10 protein-coding genes are annotated in these 17,294 nt (G+C 66.8%); 5 read left to right on the forward strand and 5 right to left on the reverse strand.

Going from position 1 to position 17,294, the window contains the following annotated elements:
* The first annotated feature begins 92 nt into the window (after window positions 1-92).
* The gene (rlmB, locus tag AB0N75_RS04950; RefSeq protein ID WP_364645930.1) at window positions 93-1,070 is read left to right on the forward strand and encodes a 23S rRNA (guanosine(2251)-2'-O)-methyltransferase RlmB; all 978 of its coding nucleotides are present in this window, start codon (window positions 93-95) and stop codon (window positions 1,068-1,070) included.
* Between the two features lie 113 nt (window positions 1,071-1,183).
* A complete protein-coding gene (gene glgX / locus AB0N75_RS04955) occupies window positions 1,184-3,181 on the forward strand; it encodes a glycogen debranching protein GlgX (protein ID WP_364645933.1) in 1,998 nt (665 codons plus the stop codon).
* A 75-nt stretch (window positions 3,182-3,256) separates the two neighbouring features.
* Here the strand turns inward: glgX and AB0N75_RS04960 are convergent, their stop codons facing one another.
* The 5 genes from AB0N75_RS04960 to glgP form a co-directional block, all read right to left on the reverse strand.
* Window positions 3,257-3,844: a DUF3618 domain-containing protein gene (locus AB0N75_RS04960; RefSeq protein WP_364645938.1), complete on the reverse strand. Its 588-nt coding sequence runs from the start codon at window positions 3,842-3,844 to the stop codon at window positions 3,257-3,259.
* Entirely contained in the window at window positions 3,841-4,302 is a 462-nt protein-coding gene (locus AB0N75_RS04965) for a phage holin family protein (protein ID WP_364645941.1), read from the reverse strand. Before AB0N75_RS04965 ends, AB0N75_RS04960 begins: the two co-directional genes overlap by 4 nt.
* Window positions 4,299-5,117 (reverse strand): hypothetical protein, encoded by an 819-nt coding sequence (locus AB0N75_RS04970; protein ID WP_364645944.1) that lies wholly within the window; start codon window positions 5,115-5,117, stop codon window positions 4,299-4,301. Before AB0N75_RS04970 ends, AB0N75_RS04965 begins: the two co-directional genes overlap by 4 nt.
* 48 nt (window positions 5,118-5,165) lie before the next feature.
* Window positions 5,166-6,230: a YihY/virulence factor BrkB family protein gene (locus tag AB0N75_RS04975; protein ID WP_364645947.1), complete on the reverse strand. Its 1,065-nt coding sequence runs from the start codon at window positions 6,228-6,230 to the stop codon at window positions 5,166-5,168.
* Between the two features lie 274 nt (window positions 6,231-6,504).
* Window positions 6,505-9,138, reverse strand: a complete 2,634-nt coding sequence (gene glgP / locus AB0N75_RS04980; RefSeq protein ID WP_364645950.1) for an alpha-glucan family phosphorylase — start codon at window positions 9,136-9,138, stop codon at window positions 6,505-6,507.
* 146 nt (window positions 9,139-9,284) lie between these two features.
* Between glgP and AB0N75_RS04985 the strand changes: the two genes are divergently transcribed.
* Genes AB0N75_RS04985 through glgB form a run of 3 tightly spaced genes read left to right on the forward strand, consistent with a single transcriptional unit; the run spans window position 9,285 to window position 16,994 of the window.
* Window positions 9,285-11,333 (forward strand): alpha-1,4-glucan--maltose-1-phosphate maltosyltransferase, encoded by a 2,049-nt coding sequence (locus AB0N75_RS04985; protein ID WP_364646011.1) that lies wholly within the window; start codon window positions 9,285-9,287, stop codon window positions 11,331-11,333.
* Window positions 11,333-13,135, forward strand: a complete 1,803-nt coding sequence (treS, locus tag AB0N75_RS04990) for a maltose alpha-D-glucosyltransferase (protein ID WP_364645953.1) — start codon at window positions 11,333-11,335, stop codon at window positions 13,133-13,135. The genes AB0N75_RS04985 and treS overlap by 1 nt, the downstream gene beginning before the upstream one ends.
* A complete protein-coding gene (gene glgB, locus AB0N75_RS04995; protein WP_364645956.1) occupies window positions 13,128-16,994 on the forward strand; it encodes a 1,4-alpha-glucan branching protein GlgB in 3,867 nt (1,288 codons plus the stop codon). Before treS ends, glgB begins: the two co-directional genes overlap by 8 nt.
* Window positions 16,995-17,294 lie beyond the last annotated feature (300 nt).

Consider the following 17,294-nt stretch of genomic DNA (forward strand, 5'->3'; position numbering starts at 1 on the left):
CCTTTAAGCCAGACGGTTCCCGTCGGGCTAGCCGGCCACCCCGGTGCGCACCAGCGGAAACCCACCTTCCCCAACACCAAAGGTAGTTTTCGATGGCCAACAAACCTCGCCCCGGAGCGGTGCGCAAGTCCAAGAAGGGACCCACCACAGGAACCGGCGGCCACGGGCGCAAGGCGCTCGAAGGCAAGGGGCCGACGCCAAAGGCCGAAGACCGCCCGTACCACAAGGCATATCGCACCAAGCAGCTCTCCGAACGCTCCGCCGCCAAGCACCAGGGCGGCCAGCGCCCCGCCGCCCGCCGCGGCAAGACCGCCGGCGAGATGGTAACCGGACGCAATTCCGTGGTGGAAGCCCTGCGCGCCGAGGTGCCCGCCAAGGTGCTGCACGTGGCGGTCCGGATCGAGATGGACGACCGGGTCAAGGAATCGCTGAAGATCGCCGCCGAACGCGGTATCCCGGTGCTGGAGTCGCACAAGACCGAACTGGACCGGATGACCGAGGACGCCGTCCACCAAGGACTGGTCTTGCAGATCCCGCCCTACGAATACCAGGACGCGCTGGAGCTGGCCGAGGAAACCATGGCCAAGTTCAAGAAGGGGTACATCAATAATGCCCCGCTGTTCGTGGCACTGGACGGGATTACCGATCCGCGCAACCTCGGTGCCATCATCCGCTCCGCGTCCGCTTTCAGCGGGCACGGCGTGGTGGTACCCGAGCGCCGCTCCGTGGGCATGACTGCCTCCGCCTGGAAGACCAGCGCCGGCGCGGCCGTGCGCGTCCCGGTGGCCAAGGCGAGCAACCTGACCAACACGCTCAAGGCTTTCCAGCAGCTGGGTATCTTCGTGCTGGGTCTGGACGGCGAGGGCGACGTGTCGCTGCCTGACCTGTCCCTGGCCACCGAGCCGGTGTGCCTGGTCGTCGGATCCGAGGGCAAGGGCCTGTCCCGGCTGGTCCGCGAGAACTGCGACCAAATTGTCTCCATCCCGATCGATTCGGCGATGGAATCGCTCAACGCCTCGATGGCCGTGGGCATCAGCCTGTACGAAATATCGCGGCAGCGCGCCCGCTAGGAGCAGGTGACCGTTTGGCCCGTCACGCCAAGAGCATTTCCCCCCAACTGCAGGTCCGCCCGCCACAGCTATCGCGGTCCTTCCCGCTGGGGGTCAGCGCCACGACACCGGGCATGCCGGCTATCCCCGGTGCGGTGAATGTGGCGGTGTTCGCCCCCGGGCACGCCACCATGGATGTGCACTTCCAGGACGCAAGCGGCGCCTGGCAGCGCGCTGAGCTGAAGGCCTTCACCGACGGCGTCCACCACGGCACGGTCAAGGGGCTGGACGCCGGCAGCCGCTACGCCTTCTGGCCGCACGGCCAGGCCCTGCCGGCCTCGAGGCAGCTGCTGCTGGACCCGTATGGGCGCGCCATTGACGACGACGGCGGTGTGCTGCGTTCGGTGTACGTCACCGGCGGCTTCGACTGGGGAGACGACGCGCGTCCGCACGTACCCTGGCGGGACACTGTGGTCTACGAATGCCACGTCAAGGGCCAGACCATGCTGCACCCGGAGATTCCGGAAGAGCTGCGCGGCACCTACGCCGGCCTGGCGCATCCGGTGATGGTCGATTACCTGCTTGAACTGGGAATCACCACGCTGGAGCTGCTCCCGGTGCACTACCACCTGGACGAGCCGCACCTGCAGGACCTGGGCCTGGCCAATTACTGGGGCTACAACACGCTGGGCTTCTTCGCGCTCTGGCCGGGCTACGCCACCGCGGCCGCCCAGGCCGCGGGACCTCGGGCGGTACAGGACGAGTTCCGCACCATGGTGAAGAAGCTGCACTCGGTGGGGATCGAGGTGATCCTGGACGTGGTCTACAACCACACAGCCGAGGGCGGGAAGGACCAGGACACCTATTCCTTCCGCGGTCTGGCCGACCATGTGTACTACCGACACGATGGCCACGGGAACTACCTGGACACCACCGGCTGTGGAAACACGATGAACTTCAACGAGCCGCGGGTGATCCAGTTGGCCCTGGACTCGCTGCGCTACTGGGTGGAAGAGTTCCATATTGACGGCTTCCGCTTCGACCTGGCCGTGTCCTTGGGCCGCGATGGGCAGAACCACTTCAATCCCCGGCATCCGTTCCTGGTGGCGGTTGGCGCGGACTCCGTTTTGTCCGGAGCCAAACTGGTCTCCGAACCGTGGGACGTGGGCGACGGCGGCTGGCAGACCGGCCACTTTCCGCCGGGCTGGACCGACTGGAACGACCGCTTCCGCGATACCGTCCGTGATTTCTGGCTGGCGGACCAGGCCGCCGCTGACGCCGGCGGGCAGGGCGGGACCGTGGCCAGGCTGGCCAGTTGCCTGGCCGGGTCCACCGAGCTGTTCGCCGGTTCCGGCCGCACGGCGCTGGCCTCGCTTAATTTCGTCACCGCCCATGACGGCTTCACGCTGGCCGACCTGACGTCCTACCAGCGCAAGCACAACGAGGCGAACGGCGAAGAGAACCGCGACGGCCACGACCACAACCGCAGCTACAACCACGGCGTCGAAGGGCACACTGGGGACAGCCGGATCCTGGACGCGCGCGAGCGGACGGCGCGGAACCTGATGGCCACGATGCTGCTGTCGCTGGGTGTGCCGATGATCTGCGCGGGGGATGAGATCGGGCGCAGCCAGCAAGGGAACAACAACGCGTACTGCCAGGACAACGCCCTGGCCTGGACCAACTGGCAGCTGGACGAGTGCGAACACCGCATGTTCGATGCCACCCGCCGGCTGATCCGGATCCGCCGGTCCTTCCTGGCGCACCAGCCCTACAACTATCCGGCGCGGGAGGAGAGTTCCTACCTGCTCTGGTTCAATGCCGATGGCGAACCGATGACACCGGAGGACTGGAACAACCCGGACAGCCGCATGGTCCAGCTGCTGATGGGGTCGCCGCAAGGCGTGATCGACGGTCTGGTGGTCATTAACGGGGGGCGTCAGCCGCAAAAGATCGTGATGCCCGACCCACGGTCGCTGCAGGAGTTCGGCAAGCACCGCGGCGAAAAGATTCCGTTCGAGCTGCTCTACACCAGCTCGCACAAAGACGATCAACGACGCGGGGCCAAGATCCGCAGCGGCGAGAAGGACCTTGTCGCCGCCAACGCCATCTCGATCTACCGCCTGACGTGAGTCCGGCGCCGGGGGCCCATGGGGCTCTCCCGGCGCCGGACTAGCGCGCGGTGGGACGACGCGATCCGAGGCGGATCAGACCTGCCGCGGCGGCTCCTGCACATTCCCGCGGGCCTCCTGTGCCCGATCCTTGACGTCCTGGGCGGCGGATGTGCCCTCGGCCTTGACCCTGTCCACGGAGTCCTGGGCTGAGTACTTCAGGTCCTCGGCGGCCTCCCGGGCTGGCTCCTTCATGTCCTGCGCCACCTCTTGGGCAGCCTCCTTGACTTGCTGGACCACCGGCTGGGCTTCTTCCTTGACCCGTTCGGCTGCCTGCTGCTCCATCCGGCTGGCGGGGAACAGCGAGGACAGCAACCAGCCGGCGCCGAAGGCGATCAGGCCTGCCGCCAAGGGGTTGCCTTCGGTCTTGCGGGCAATCCGGTGCGGGACGTCGCTGGCCATCTCGCCGGCGTCGTGCATCATGGACTTCGTGTTGCTGCCGGCGTCGTCGGCAGCGCCCATGACCTTGTCCTTGACCCGGCCCACGGAATCTTTCACCTTGTCCGTCTGCCGGTGGACGATGTTCGACGGCGAGGCTTTCTCCGCCACCGCGTCCACGTCGGTGCCCAGCCGTGCGCGTGTCCGTTCGATATCGGCTCGGATTTCTTCTGGTGACTGGCTCATCGTGCTTCCTCACTTGGCTTCAATGTTTCCGGAATCTTCTTCACTGACTCGGCGGTGCGGGGCATCCCTTGAACGGTCTTGAGCTGCTTGCGGCCGACCGAGTAGAGGATGGCGGCGATGATGGCCCAGATGACTGCCACGATCAGGGCTGACCAAGCCAGTCCGATGAAGTAGGCGATCAGGGTCCACAGGGCCAGCGAGAGGAACAGGAGGACGAAGTGGCCGGCCACGCCGGCCCCGCCCAGCATGCCTGCTCCCTTGCCGGCGCGTGTGCCGGTCTCCTTAAGTTCGGCCTTCGCCAGCTCCAGTTCCTGCCGCATCAGCACGGAGATGTCCTTGCTGACTTGGCTGAGCAGGTCGCCGAGGGACTCATTCTCGGCCTTGATTTCCGCCCGTGTGGGTTCGGCGGAATCCTGGCCGGGCACCCGCTGGTTGCCGGGCACCTGCTGATGACTCATCGTGTTCCTCCGTCTTCATAGGGGTTGCGGTCCGGGATCGCGGTGCCGCGACCGCCAAGGGGCGGTTCGCCCACCGGGTAGGTGGTCTCGGGCTGCGCCCCGGGTGCCCCGAAGCCCGCTGCGCTCTGGGCTTCATAGCTGCCGGCCGTCGTTTCCGGCGTGGCGTAGACCGGTCCGGCGGTGGCACGGTGCGTGCCCACGTGCTGCCCTGTTCCGACCCCGCTGCCCGTGACCCCGCTGCCCGTGCCGCCGCTGTCGGCGGTCAGGCCCTTGGTGAGCCTGCCGGCCAGAACGCCGGCGCCTGCCGCGATGGCCAGGAAAGCACCGGGGCGCTGGCGGGCAAAGCGCTTCACCTCGTCCAGCAGCGAGCCCGGATCGCGGTTCTCCAACCAATGAGCCACGGAGTCGGCCCTGTCTGCGGCGCGGCTCACCAAATGGGTCGCCGTTCCGGACTGATCGGAGTTGCGGGCCATGGAGCTCAGCTCTTCACCGATCGACCGCAGTCCGGAGGCCACGCGCTGTTGCTGGGTGTGGGCCTGGCCGCGCACGTCGTCGCCCAGTTCGGACATCAGGTCCCGGGCCTTTTCCTTGGCCTCGTGGGCCACCTGTTTCGCCTCGCCCTTGGCCGTCTGCGCCACATGCTGGCCGGCTTCGACTCCCTCGCGACCTACTTCCTTCGCTTCGGTCTTGGCTGTCTCGCTCCGGGGCTGGCCGGTGGTGGTCGGCGGAGTAGTGGGCGGCGGGACTGCCGCCCCGCCGGCCGGGTAAACGGGAACTCCCTCGTCGTAACTGCCGGAACTTGAATTCGTGGTCATGGCAATTCCTTTTCTGTGTCGGGTTTCTTCCTGTCAGGCCTGACGTTTTCAGGTGTGATCACGGGATTTCTCCTCCTGCCCGTAGGCACGGCGGAGTCTGCGGCCCCGTGCGATGTCCTCCTCTTCCTTCTCGGCGTTCTTGTCGCTCTTGCGGCTGTCACGGAGCGGAAGCTGAATGTTCTCTTCGGCAGCGATGCCGGCCTGGAGTTGCCGGCCGCGCTCGGTTTCAGCGTCGAACTCGGCGCCGAACAGCAGGGCAAGGTTGGCCAGCCAGAACCACAGCAGCAGCACGATCACGCCGCCAATGGCGCCATAGGTCTTGTTGTAATTGCCGAAGTTGCCCACGTAGAAGGCAAAGCCGAGGGTTGCCAGGGCCAGCACCACCAGTGCGATGAGGGCGCCGAGGCTCATCCAGCGGAATTTGGGCTGCTTCACGTTCGGCGTCGCGTAGTACAGTACGGCGATCATCACGACTGCGAAGATGACCAGCAACGGCCATTTGGCGATGTTCCAGACGGTCAGTGCCACTTCACCGAGGCCGATGAAGGAACCGACGGCCTGTGCGACGGGTCCGGACAGCACCAGCATCAGCATCATCAGCACCGCCAGCAGCAACACCACGATGGTGATCAGCAGCATCACCGGGCGCAGCTTCCAGAACGGCCGGCCTTCGTCGACCTCATAGATCCTGTTCATCGCCCGGCCGAAAGCGTTGACGTAGCCGGAGGCAGACCAGATGGCGCCCACTAGGCCGATAACGAACGCCAACCCCGCGCCCTGCGAGCTGGCCAGCTGTTCAATCGGCTGCCGAATGACATCGAGCGCTTGGCCCGGTGCCACCTGTTCCACCATGCTCAGCATGGCGTCGGTGGTTTTTTCGGCCTGTCCCACCAGTCCCAGGACGGAAACCAAGGCCAACAGGCCTGGGAACAGTGACAGGACGCCGTAGTACGTCAGCCCAGCCGCCAGATCCGTACAGTCGTCATCGGTGAATTCACGGAAAGTCTTGCGGAGTATGTACTTCCAGGAGGCCTTCTTCACCTGTGGGGGAGTTTGAGGCTTGTCCTCATGGTCCGGCGGTGGTGCGGTGTCTTGCTCGGTACCGGCGCCCATATTCGCCTCCTTAGTGGTTCATTCGGACGGAACACCTTCATGCTATTAGTCAGCATGCTGATAATAAAGGGGTGTGCCACACAGAAGGACGTACGAAGGGGCAGATTTTTCGGCCAAAATGGGCCGATTGAGGCGCGCTGCCGCGGTAGGGCAGCGGCAGGAATCGGCCGAATATTTGGTTACGGTAGTGGCCGGATCCCGGCGCCGACACCGCAGTTGGAGGCCCGGTCCGACGCCGCCCGGCCATGATCAGGAGTGGCCGGCCGGGCGGGAATCAGTTGCTGGCGTTTGCCACCAGACCGAGTTCGGCCTCGTTGGCCAGGCCCGCATGCTTGGGCAGCACACGCACGCTGTAGCCGAATGAGCCGGAACGGTCGATGGTCACCGGCCCCGTGAACAGGTAGCGGCCGTCGCCCAATTGGTCGGCGACGGTCAGGTCGTCGGTGGACGTCTGCGCGAGGTCGTCGTTTTCGGTGACTTGCCCGTGGACCACCTGGACGGTGACGCTGTCCGGTGCCAGCGGGCCGAGCCGGACGTAGGCATTGACCGTCAGCGACTCGCCGATTTGCGGTTCGTCGGTAATGCCCATCGAGTCCACGTGTTCCACCGACACGTCGCCCCAGGCATTGCGGACCCTGCTGGTCCACGCCGCCAGTTCCTTGGCCGCGGCGAACTCGTCGGCGCGGGCGGCGTGCCCGGACATCGAGGCGGGACGGTAGAGCTGCTCCACATAGTCCTGCAGCATCCGTTCCGCGGAGACGGCCGGCCCCAGATTGGCCAGCGTGTGCTTGATCATAGCTATCCACTGGTGCGGTACGTGGTCCGTACCCACCGGCTCGGACGGGCCGGCGGCTCCGGCGCCTTCGGGTATCTCCGCGGCGTAAAAGCGCGGCGCCACATGGTGCTCCACCAGATCGTAGAGCGCAGCCGCTTCGATGTCGTCCCGCTCATCCGGGTCGAATACGTCGTCGGTCCCGGCTTCGGTGGAGGGGTTCGCCGTCGGAATCGCCCAGCCGTTGTCGCCGTCGTACATTTCGTCCCACCAGCCGTCCAACACGGACAGATTCAAGCCGCCGTTGATGGCGGCCTTCATGCCGGAGGTGCCGCAGGCTTCCAAGGGACGCAGTGGGTTGTTCAGCCACACGTCGCAACCCGGGAAGAGGGTGCGGGCCATGGCGATGTCGTAGTTGGGCAGGAAGACAATCCGGTGCCGGACCTCCGGGTCGTCGGTGAAACGGACCAGGTCCTGGATCATCCGTTTGCCCTGCTCATCCGCCGGATGGGATTTGCCGGCGATGACCAACTGGATGGGCCGTTCGGGATGAAGCAGCAGTGCCTTGAGCCGGGCCGGATCGCGCAGCATCAGGGTCAGCCGCTTGTAGGTGGGCACGCGGCGGGCAAAGCCGATGGTCAGCACGTCCGGGTCCAGCACTGAATCGGTCCAGGCCAGCTCGGCATCTGCTGCGCCGCGTTTCTTCCACGATGCACGCAGCCGGCGGCGGACATCGTCAATCAAGTTTGTCCGCAGGGTCCGGCGCAGCGCCCAGATATCCTCGTCGGCGGCGTCGTACACGCGGTCCCACTGGCGGTCGATCACGGTTTGGTTGCCGAACGCCGACCGCGCGAACTCCGCAACCCGCGGATCCACCCAGGTGGGCACGTGCACGCCGTTGGTCACCGAGCCGATCGGCACTTCCTGCTGATCGAAGCCCGGCCAGAGCCCGGAGAACATGCCGCGCGAGACCACGCCGTGCAGCTTGGCCACACCGTTGGCCCGCTGCGCCAGCCGCAGGCCCATGACGGCCATGTTGAACTTGGACGGGTCTCCGCCGTCGTAATTCTCATCGCCCAGTTCCAGGATCTTGGCGGTGGGCACATCCGGGGCGAGGCCGGCACTGAAGAAGTGCTGGATCTGCGCCTTGTCGAACCGGTCGATGCCGGCCGGCACCGGGGTGTGCGTGGTGAAGACGGTATTGGCGCGGCCCGCGGCCAATGCCTCGTCCCAGCTCAGGCCGGCGGCCGCCAGTTCCTGGATGCGTTCGACGCCCAGGAAACCGGCGTGCCCCTCGTTGGTGTGGAAGACCTCCGGGGCCGGAGCCCCGGTGAGCCGCTGGTGCACGCGCAGCGCCTTCACGCCGCCCATGCCCAGCAGCAGTTCCTGCTGCAGCCGGTGGTCGCCGCCGCCGCCGTAGAGCCGGTCGGTGATGCCGCGTGCGGCCTCATCGTTGCCCGGAATATTGGAATCCAGCAGCAGCAGCGGCACCCGGCCCACATCGGCGCGCCAGATGAAGGCGCCGAGCCGGCGCCCATTCGGCAGCGGCAGGGTGACCTGGGCCGGCTGCCCGTCCGCCTCGCGCAGCAAGGTCAACGGCAGGCCGTCCGGGTCCAGCACGGGATACGTCTCCTGCTGCCACGCGTCGCGGCTCAGCGACTGCTTGAAGTAGCCGGCGGCATAGAGCAGGCCCACGCCCACCAGCGGCACGCCCAGATCGGACGCGGCTTTCAGATGGTCGCCGGCCAGAATGCCCAGGCCGCCGGAGTACTGCGGGAGCACGTGGCTGATTCCGTACTCGGGGGAGAAGTAGGCGATCGACGCCGGAGCATCCGCTCCCAGCGTCTGGTACCAGCGGTCCTCGGCGAGGTAATGCTCCAGGTCCGCGTCCAGTTCGCTCACCCGGGTCACCACATGCTCGTCGGCAGCGAGCTCGCGCAGGCGTTCGCGGGTAAAGGAGCCCAGCAGGGCCACCGGATCCTGGCCCACCTCGGCCCAGGCCTTGGGGTCCAATTGTTCGAAGAGCTGCTGGGTTGGCAGGTGCCAGGACCAGCGCAAGTTGCCTGCCAGACGGGCCAGTGGAGCAATGCTCTCGGGGAGGACAGTGCGGACGGTAAATCTGCGGATTGCCTTCACCCGGCCTACGTTAGCGCAGATACCTCCGCCGATGATGACCGGCAGGTTAATGCGCGCCGAACTGGCCGCCAATGAGTCTCCGCGGCGCCGGGATCCTTCGCAATCGGGATGGATTCTCGCTAACGTCTAGTCTTGTGACGACTTCGATGCAGGAGCACAGCCCGTCCCATCCAACGCAGCGCCTGAAATTTGGCCGGATCCCGGTGGTCGATGTTTGGCCCGTGGTCGGCGGCGGCGAATTCCCCGCCAAGGCGATTCCGGGCGAGGACATTGAGGTGGCCGCCACCGTCTTCCGCGAGGGGCACGACAAGATCGGCGCCACCGCGGTGCTGTTCGACCCGGACGGCAACCCGGTCCAGCGCGCCCGGCTCACGCCCGGGGCCACCGGCACCGACCGCTGGCACGGCAAGATCCGGCCCACCGGCACCGGCCTGTGGACTTTCCACGTTGAAGGCTGGGGAGACAACTACGCCACCTGGCGGCACAACGCCGAGGTCAAGATCGCCGCCGGCGTTGACGTGGACCTGATGCTTACCGAAGGCCGGCAACTGCTCGAACAGGCCGGCGGGCAGGGCGGGCGGCCGGAAGATAACGCGCGGGTGCTGCGGGACGCTGCCGCCGCGCTCGCCGATGAGTCCTTGTCGGTGCACGAGCGGCTGGCCGCGGGGACCTCGGAGGCGGTGCTGGCCGCGGTGCGCAGCCACCCGATCCGCAGTCTGGTCAGCCCCTCGAAGCAGTACCCCATTCTGGTGGAGCGCGAACAGGCCGGGCGCGGCGCCTGGTACGAATTCTTCCCGCGCTCGGAGGGCGCGCACTATGACCCGGCGACCGGCATCTGGACCTCCGGGGACTTCACCACGGCGGCCGAGCGGCTTCCGGCCGTCGCCGCGATGGGCTTTGACGTGATTTACCTGCCGCCGATCCACCCGATCGGCGAGGTCAACCGCAAGGGTCCGAACAACACCTTGACCACCGGTCCGGGGGACCCCGGCTCGCCCTGGGCCATCGGTTCCAAGGACGGCGGACATGATGCCATCCACCCCGACCTGGGCGGCTTCGAGCAGTTCGACGCCTTCGTGGCGGCGGCCAAAGCGGTCGGCCTGGAAGTGGCTCTGGACCTGGCCCTGCAGGCCGCTCCGGACCATCCGTGGGCCACCGAGCACCCCGAATGGTTCACCACCCGGGTGGACGGCACCATTGCTTACGCGGAGAATCCGCCGAAGAAGTATCAGGACATTTATCCGCTGAACTTCGACAACGACCCGCGCGGCCTCTCCGAAGAGGTGCTGCGGATTGTGCGGCTGTGGATTTCCCACGGCGTGAAGATCTTCCGGGTGGACAACCCGCACACCAAGCCCGTGTGGTTCTGGGAGTGGCTGATCGGCACGGTGAACCGCGAAGATCCCGACGTGGTGTTCCTGGCCGAGGCCTTCACTCGGCCGGCCATGATGCACGCGCTGGGCCGGGCCGGTTTCCAGCAGTCCTACAGCTATTTCACCTGGCGCAACACCAAGGAAGAGATCGAGGAGTACTTCACCGAGATCAGCCACGAGACCGCTGCGTTCTTCCGGCCCAACTTCTTTGTCAACACCCCGGACATCCTCACCGAGTACCTGCAGTACGGTGGCCCGGCCGCGTTCAAGATCCGCGCGGTGCTGGCGGCGACGGCCAGCCCGCTCTGGGGCGTGTATGCCGGCTACGAACTGTACGAACACGTGGCCAGGCCGGGCGCGGAGGAGTACATCGACAACGAAAAGTACGAGTACAAGGCCCGCGACTTCGCCGCAGCGGAGGCCGAAGGGCGCTCGCTGGCGCCGTACCTGACCCGGCTGAACTCCATTCGGCGGGCCCATCCGGCACTCGGCGACCTGGGCAACCTCACCGTGCACCGCAGCACGGATCCGGCCACGGTGGTGTACTCGAAGCACAAGGCGCACCTGCCCGAATCCCACAGCGGCGGGCGGGACACCGTCGTCGTCGTGGTGAACGTGGATCCGCACAGTGCGCGCGAATCCACGGTCTCGCTGGACCTGGCGGCGCTGGGACTGCGGGACGAGGACTACAACGACGACGGCACGTTCTGGGTGGATGACCTGCTCACCGGACAGAGCTGGCGCTGGGGCGAGCACAACTACGTGCGGCTGGATGCCCACGTGGAACCGGCCCATGTCCTGCACGTGCGAAGGAGCCGCTGATGGCCAGCCCGTTTCAGCTGCATGCTCCGGGCCTGGCCCACGACCCACACTGGTACCGCAAAGCCGTGTTCTACGAGGTGCTGGTGCGCGGCTTCGCGGACGCCAATGGGGACGGTTCGGGCGACTTTTCCGGGCTGATCGAGAAACTCGACTACCTGCAGTGGCTGGGGATCGACTGCCTGTGGGTTCCGCCGTTCTTCAAGTCTCCGCTGCGCGACGGCGGGTACGACGTCGAGGACTACTACGACGTGCTGGACGAGTTCGGCACCATCGGCGACTTCAAACGACTGGTGGCCGAGGCCCACGCCCGCGGCGTGCGCGTGATCATCGACCTGCCGCTGAACCACACCTCGGACAAGCACGATTGGTTCGAGCAGTCCCGGCGCGACCCGGACGGCCCGTACGGTGATTTCTATGTCTGGTCCGACACGGACGAGAAGTACCAGGACGCGCGGATTATCTTCGTGGACACCGAAGACTCCAACTGGGCCTTCGACCCGATCCGCCGGCAGTTCTACTGGCATCGCTTCTTCAGCCACCAGCCGGACCTGAACTTCGAGAACCCGAAGGTGATCGAGGCGGTGTTCGACGTGGTGCGGTTCTGGCTGGATCAGGGCATCGACGGATTCCGCGCGGACGCCATCCCGTACCTGTTCGAAGAGGACGGGACCAACTGCGAAAACCTGCCCGCCACGCACACCTTCCTGCAGGACCTGCGCGCCATGGTCGACGCCGAATACCCGGGCCGCGTGATCATCGCCGAAGCCAACCAGCTGCCGCATGAGGTGGTGGAATACTTCGGCCAGCAGGACGACGACGGCGAAATGCGGCCGGAGTGCCACATGGCCTTCCATTTCCCGATCATGCCGCGGCTCTACTACGCCTTGCGGGACCAGAATGCCGGCCCGATCGTGGCCACGATGGAGGAGACGCCGGCCATCCCGGCCGGTGCCCAATGGGCAACCTTCCTGCGCAACCATGACGAACTGACGCTGGAAATGGTTAGCATGGAAGAACGCGAGGCGATGTTCGGCTGGTACGCCCCGGACTCTCGAATGCGCTCCAATATCGGCATCCGCCGCCGGCTGGCCCCGTTGCTGGACAACTCCCGGGCGGAAATCGAACTGATCCATGCGCTGCTGCTCTCGCTGCCGGGCAGCCCGTTCCTCTATTACGGGGACGAGATCGGCATGGGCGACAACATCTGGCTGGAAGACCGCGATGCCTCCCGCACGCCGATGCAGTGGAACCCCGACCGCAACGCGGGGTTCTCCACCGCGGATCCGGGCAAGCTGTACCTGCCGGTGGTCCAGTCGCTGGTGTACCACTACAACTACGTCAATGTGGAGGCGCAGCTGGCGCACAACAGCTCGCTGCTGCACTGGGTGCGTCAGATGCTGGCGGTGCGCAAGGCCCACCCGGCGTTCGGGCTGGGCAGCTACCAGAACGTGCCGGTGGAATCGGACTCGGTGCTGGCCTTCCTCCGCGAGGTGCCGGAAAACAATCCGGAGGGCGTGGACAAGGAAGTGCTCTTGTGCATCTTCAACCTCTCGCAGCACCCGGTGGCGGCCCCGCTGCAATTGCCCCAATACGCCGGCCGCGGATTGCGCGACCTGTTCGGCGGCACCCCGTTCCCGGCCTTCGACGACGCCGGCCAACTCACCCTGACCCTGGGCAGCCACGACTTCTTCTGGCTGCGCCTACGCTCCATTGCATCCAACCTGGCATCACCGCAGACTGAGACCCTCCCGGTCATCAGACCAGCGACTGAAGAAACCGAGGTGGCAAGAACCCATGCCTAAATTCACGCCGAGCATTCCCGAACTGCTGCACCCGTGGCTGACCGCGCAGCGCTGGTTCCCGGCCAAGGGCCAGGACTCCGTGCTGCACCGGCTGGGCGGCATCCGGCTACAGGATCCGTCCGGCGAGGTGGGGCTGGAGGTGCACATCGTGGCCGTGCACACCGCCAACGGCGTCCATGTGGTGAACGTGCCGCTGAGCTACCGCACGGAGCAGTTGGCCGGCGGGGACGCTGCCCTGGTGGGGCGCGCGCAGCAGGAGCCCGAGGACGGCACCCGCGACGGCGGCGAGGGCGGCGACGCAACCGCGGCATGGTCCGGGAGCGGGGACGACGGCGCGGACGGCACCGGGGAGCGCTGGATCTACGACGGCGCGCACGATCCGGTGTTCGTCGCCGCCTGGCTGGAACTGATGCGGCGTCAGGCTGTGACCGGCGACGGGCACACCCGCGGGCACGCCGGCGCCGGGTTCGAAACGTGGCCAGAGTTCTCCACCGACCTGGAGGCCTCGGTGCTGTTGGGCGAGCAGTCCAATACCTCTGTGGTGGTTCAGTCCGGCCACGGACCGCTGATTGTGAAGTTCTTCCGGGTGCTGGAGGCCGGCGCCAACCCGGACGTGGAAGTGGGCGTGCTGCTCACCGATGCCGACTGCCGGGAAGTCCCCGCTACCTACGGCTGGGTCACCGGCGGCTGGCTCACCCCCGGCCAGAACGACGACGGCAGCGACCGCCTGTGGGACACCGGCCACCTGAGCGTGCTCCGGGAGTTCCTGCCGGACAGCCAGGATGCGTGGCGCACCGCGTCCGGCTCGGCACTGGACGGCACCGACTTCAGCTCACAGGCGCGTCAGCTCGGGGCGGTGACCGGACGGATCCACCGCAGCCTGCGGGAGGCAGCCGGCAGCCACAAGGCCGATACCCAGGAAGTCGCTGCGTTCAAGGCCGCGCTGGCGGAACGGATCCGCTGGGGCTGGGCGCAGGCCGGCGCATCGGTGGGACCGCTGGACCAGGCGGTGCAGGAACTGCTGGACCGGCTGGAACAGGTCACCGAGCTTCCCGAGCTGCAGCGGATCCACGGCGACTACCACCTGGGCCAGGTGCTGGACTCCGCGGAGCGGGGCTGGGTGGTGCTGGACTTCGAGGGCGAACCGCTACGGCCGATGGGCGAGCGCGGCACGGACGATGTGCCGCTGCGTGACGTGGTCGGCATGCTCCGCTCCTTCGATTACGCCGCCGGGGTGGCCCGGCTGGCCGGGCCCGACGATGCGGCAGGCGCCGCCGCCGATGAGTGGGCGGCGCAGGCCAGCACCGCCTTCCTGGACGGCTACCGCGAAGAGACCGGAGACCCGGTGGACACCTCGTCCACCCTGTATCTGGCGCTGTTGCTGGACAAGGCCCTCTACGAAGTGGTCTACGAACAGCGCAATCGTCCGCGCTGGGTTAAGGTTCCGGTCCGCGGTGTCCGCGAGGCGTTGGCCCCGCTGGCCGGCGCGGGCGGGGACACGGAGGCCAGCCGGGACCTGGCTGCCGCCGGAGTCGGTGCCGCCGGCGCTGCCGCCGGCATCCGGCCCACCACGGCCGCCGCGCCCGTCCGGCCCAACGCGGCGGCATCCGCAGCGACGGCGGGATCAACGCCGCCGGGCCGGCGGGACGGCACTCCGGTTCCGGTCGACGCGGAGGTGCTCACCGCCGTCGCGCACGGTGCCTACCACCAGCCGCATGCGGTGCTTGGCGCGCATTTGGACGACCACGGCCACGTCACCGTCCGCACCCGGCGTCCGCTGGCCGACTCCGTCACCGTGGTCACGCCCTCGCTGCGTGTGCCGATGGAGCACGAGCACGAAGGCATCTGGGTGGCGGTTTTCCCCGCCGACGACCCCGGCCACGTCCCGGATTACCGTCTGGAGGTGGCGTACGACGGCGGTGCCCCCAGCATCGTGGACGATCCGTACCATTACCTGCCCAGCCTGGGCGAGATCGACCTGCACCTGATCGGCGAGGGCCGGCACGAGACGCTGTGGTCCGCATTGGGCTCCCAGGTGCGGCGCTACAACTCGGCGCTGGGCGACACCTCCGGCGCTAGCTTCGCCGTCTGGGCGCCGAATGCGCGCGCCGTCCGGGTCAAGGGCGATTTCAACCACTGGGACGGGGCCCGGCACGCAATGCGTTCGATGGGCGGGTCCGGCGTGTGGGAACTGTTCATTCCCGGCGTGGAGGCCGGCGCCGTCTACAAGTATGAGCTGCTGGGCCAGGACGGGCAGTGGCGTGAAAAGGCCGACCCGATGGCCCGCTGGACCGAGGTTCCGCCGCTGACCGGCTCTCGGGTGGTCGAGTCGCATTACCGCTTTGGCGACCAGGAATGGCTGGAACGGCGCGCCGTCCGCGACCCGCACAACGGGCCGATGAGCGTCTACGAGGTGCACCTGGGCTCGTGGCGGCTGGGGCTGGACTACCGGCAGCTGGCCGACCAGCTGGCCGAATACGTCAGCTGGCAGGGCTTCACGCACGTGGAGTTCATGCCGGTGGCCGAGCACCCGTTCGGCGGATCGTGGGGCTACCAGGTCACTTCCTACTACGCGCCGACCTCGCGGTTCGGGCATCCGGACGACTTCAAGTACCTGGTGGACAAGCTGCACCAGGCAGGCATCGGCGTGATCTTGGACTGGGTGCCGGCGCACTTCCCCAAGGACGAGTGGGCGCTGGCCCGCTTTGACGGCCAGCCGCTGTACGAGCACGCCGACCCGCGGTTGGGCGAGCACCCGGACTGGGGCACGCTGATTTTCGACTACGGCCGCAGCGAGGTGCGCAACTTCCTGGTGGCCAACGCGCTGTACTGGCTGGAGGAATTCCACATCGACGGGCTCCGGGTGGATGCGGTGGCGTCGATGCTCTACCGCGATTACTCGCGCAACGAGGGGGAGTGGTTCCCCAACATCCACGGCGGCCGCGAGAACCTGGAGGCCATCTCCTTCTTGCAGGAGGTCAATGCCACCGCGTACAAGCGGGTGCCCGGCATCGTCACCATCGCGGAAGAGTCAACCGCGTTCGACGGCGTGACTCGGCCGACCAGCGCGGGCGGCCTCGGCTTCGGGCTGAAGTGGAACATGGGCTGGATGCACGACACCCTCGAGTACATGGCCGAGGATCCGGTCAACCGGATGTACCACCACAACAAGGCCACCTTCTCTATGGTGTATGCCTACACGGAGAACTTCCTGCTGCCGATCAGCCATGACGAGGTGGTGCACGGCAAGGGATCGATGCTGCGCAAGATGCCCGGCGACCGCTGGCAGCAGCTTGCCAACCTGCGCGCCTACTTGGCGTTCCAGTGGGCGCACCCGGGCAAGCAGTTGATTTTCATGGGCACCGAATTCGGCCAGGAAGCCGAATGGTCCGAACAGCACGGGCTGGACTGGTGGCTCTCCGAAAACGTTCCGCACAAGGGGGTGCAGCGGCTGGTCCGCAACCTCAACGGGATCTACCGCTCCACGCCGGCGCTCTACGAACGGGACAATGAGCCGGCCGGCTTCCAGTGGATTGATGAGAACGACGGCGTGCACAACACGCTGTCCTTCATCCGCTGGGACCAGCAGGGCAACCCGTTGGTCTGCGTGGCGAACTTCGCCGGCGCCCCGCACGAAGGCTTCCGGCTGGGGTTGCCGTGGGCCGGTGACTGGGACGAGACGCTGAATACGGACGCGTCCGAATACGGCGGCTCCGGCGTCGGCAACCTGGGCGTCATCACCGCTGAAGAAGGCGGCTGGAAGGACAGCCCGGCCTCGGCCGTTCTGCGGGTTCCCCCGCTGGGAGTCCTGTACCTGAAGCCCTCGGCCGTGCCGTCCGCTCGAGTGACGGAGGAGTGAACGGCAACGGAATTTACATCCCGGCCGAGCGGTGCTAGAGTTTATATCCGCGCAGGGCGGTGAAGCCGCCAACGCGAAGCCGACCGGAGGCCTTAGCCGCCGGAAGGAACGGGCCGGACAGTTTGACAAAGACTGAAGGCACCGGTAAGTTAGAAAAGTTGCTCCGGAGCGATGGAGGGCCTGTGAGGGTCGTCTTGGTGCCGGGTGCTCCTGTTGTTTGAGAACTCAATAGTGTGCCAAGTTTGTTGATACCAATTATTTATTGGTTGAAGTGCCGTGGCGTGCCGCCCCTGTGGTGTG

This window comes from Arthrobacter sp. NPDC089319 (genome assembly GCF_040684925.1).
Taxonomy (GTDB): domain Bacteria; phylum Actinomycetota; class Actinomycetes; order Actinomycetales; family Micrococcaceae; genus Crystallibacter.

Excerpts from the sequence above, each read along its gene's own strand:
- rlmB (WP_364645930.1), top strand. The coding sequence starts at position 93 with ATGGCCAACAAACCTCGCCCCGGAGCGGTGCGCAAGTCCAAGAAGGGA.
- glgX (WP_364645933.1), top strand. The coding sequence starts at position 1,184 with ATGCCGGCTATCCCCGGTGCGGTGAATGTGGCGGTGTTCGCCCCCGGG.
- AB0N75_RS04960 (WP_364645938.1), bottom strand. The coding sequence starts at position 3,844 with ATGAGCCAGTCACCAGAAGAAATCCGAGCCGATATCGAACGGACACGC.
- AB0N75_RS04965 (WP_364645941.1), bottom strand. The coding sequence starts at position 4,302 with ATGAGTCATCAGCAGGTGCCCGGCAACCAGCGGGTGCCCGGCCAGGAT.
- AB0N75_RS04970 (WP_364645944.1), bottom strand. The coding sequence starts at position 5,117 with ATGACCACGAATTCAAGTTCCGGCAGTTACGACGAGGGAGTTCCCGTT.
- AB0N75_RS04975 (WP_364645947.1), bottom strand. The coding sequence starts at position 6,230 with ATGGGCGCCGGTACCGAGCAAGACACCGCACCACCGCCGGACCATGAG.
- AB0N75_RS04985 (WP_364646011.1), top strand. The coding sequence starts at position 9,285 with ATGCAGGAGCACAGCCCGTCCCATCCAACGCAGCGCCTGAAATTTGGC.
- treS (WP_364645953.1), top strand. The coding sequence starts at position 11,333 with ATGGCCAGCCCGTTTCAGCTGCATGCTCCGGGCCTGGCCCACGACCCA.
- glgB (WP_364645956.1), top strand. The coding sequence starts at position 13,128 with ATGCCTAAATTCACGCCGAGCATTCCCGAACTGCTGCACCCGTGGCTG.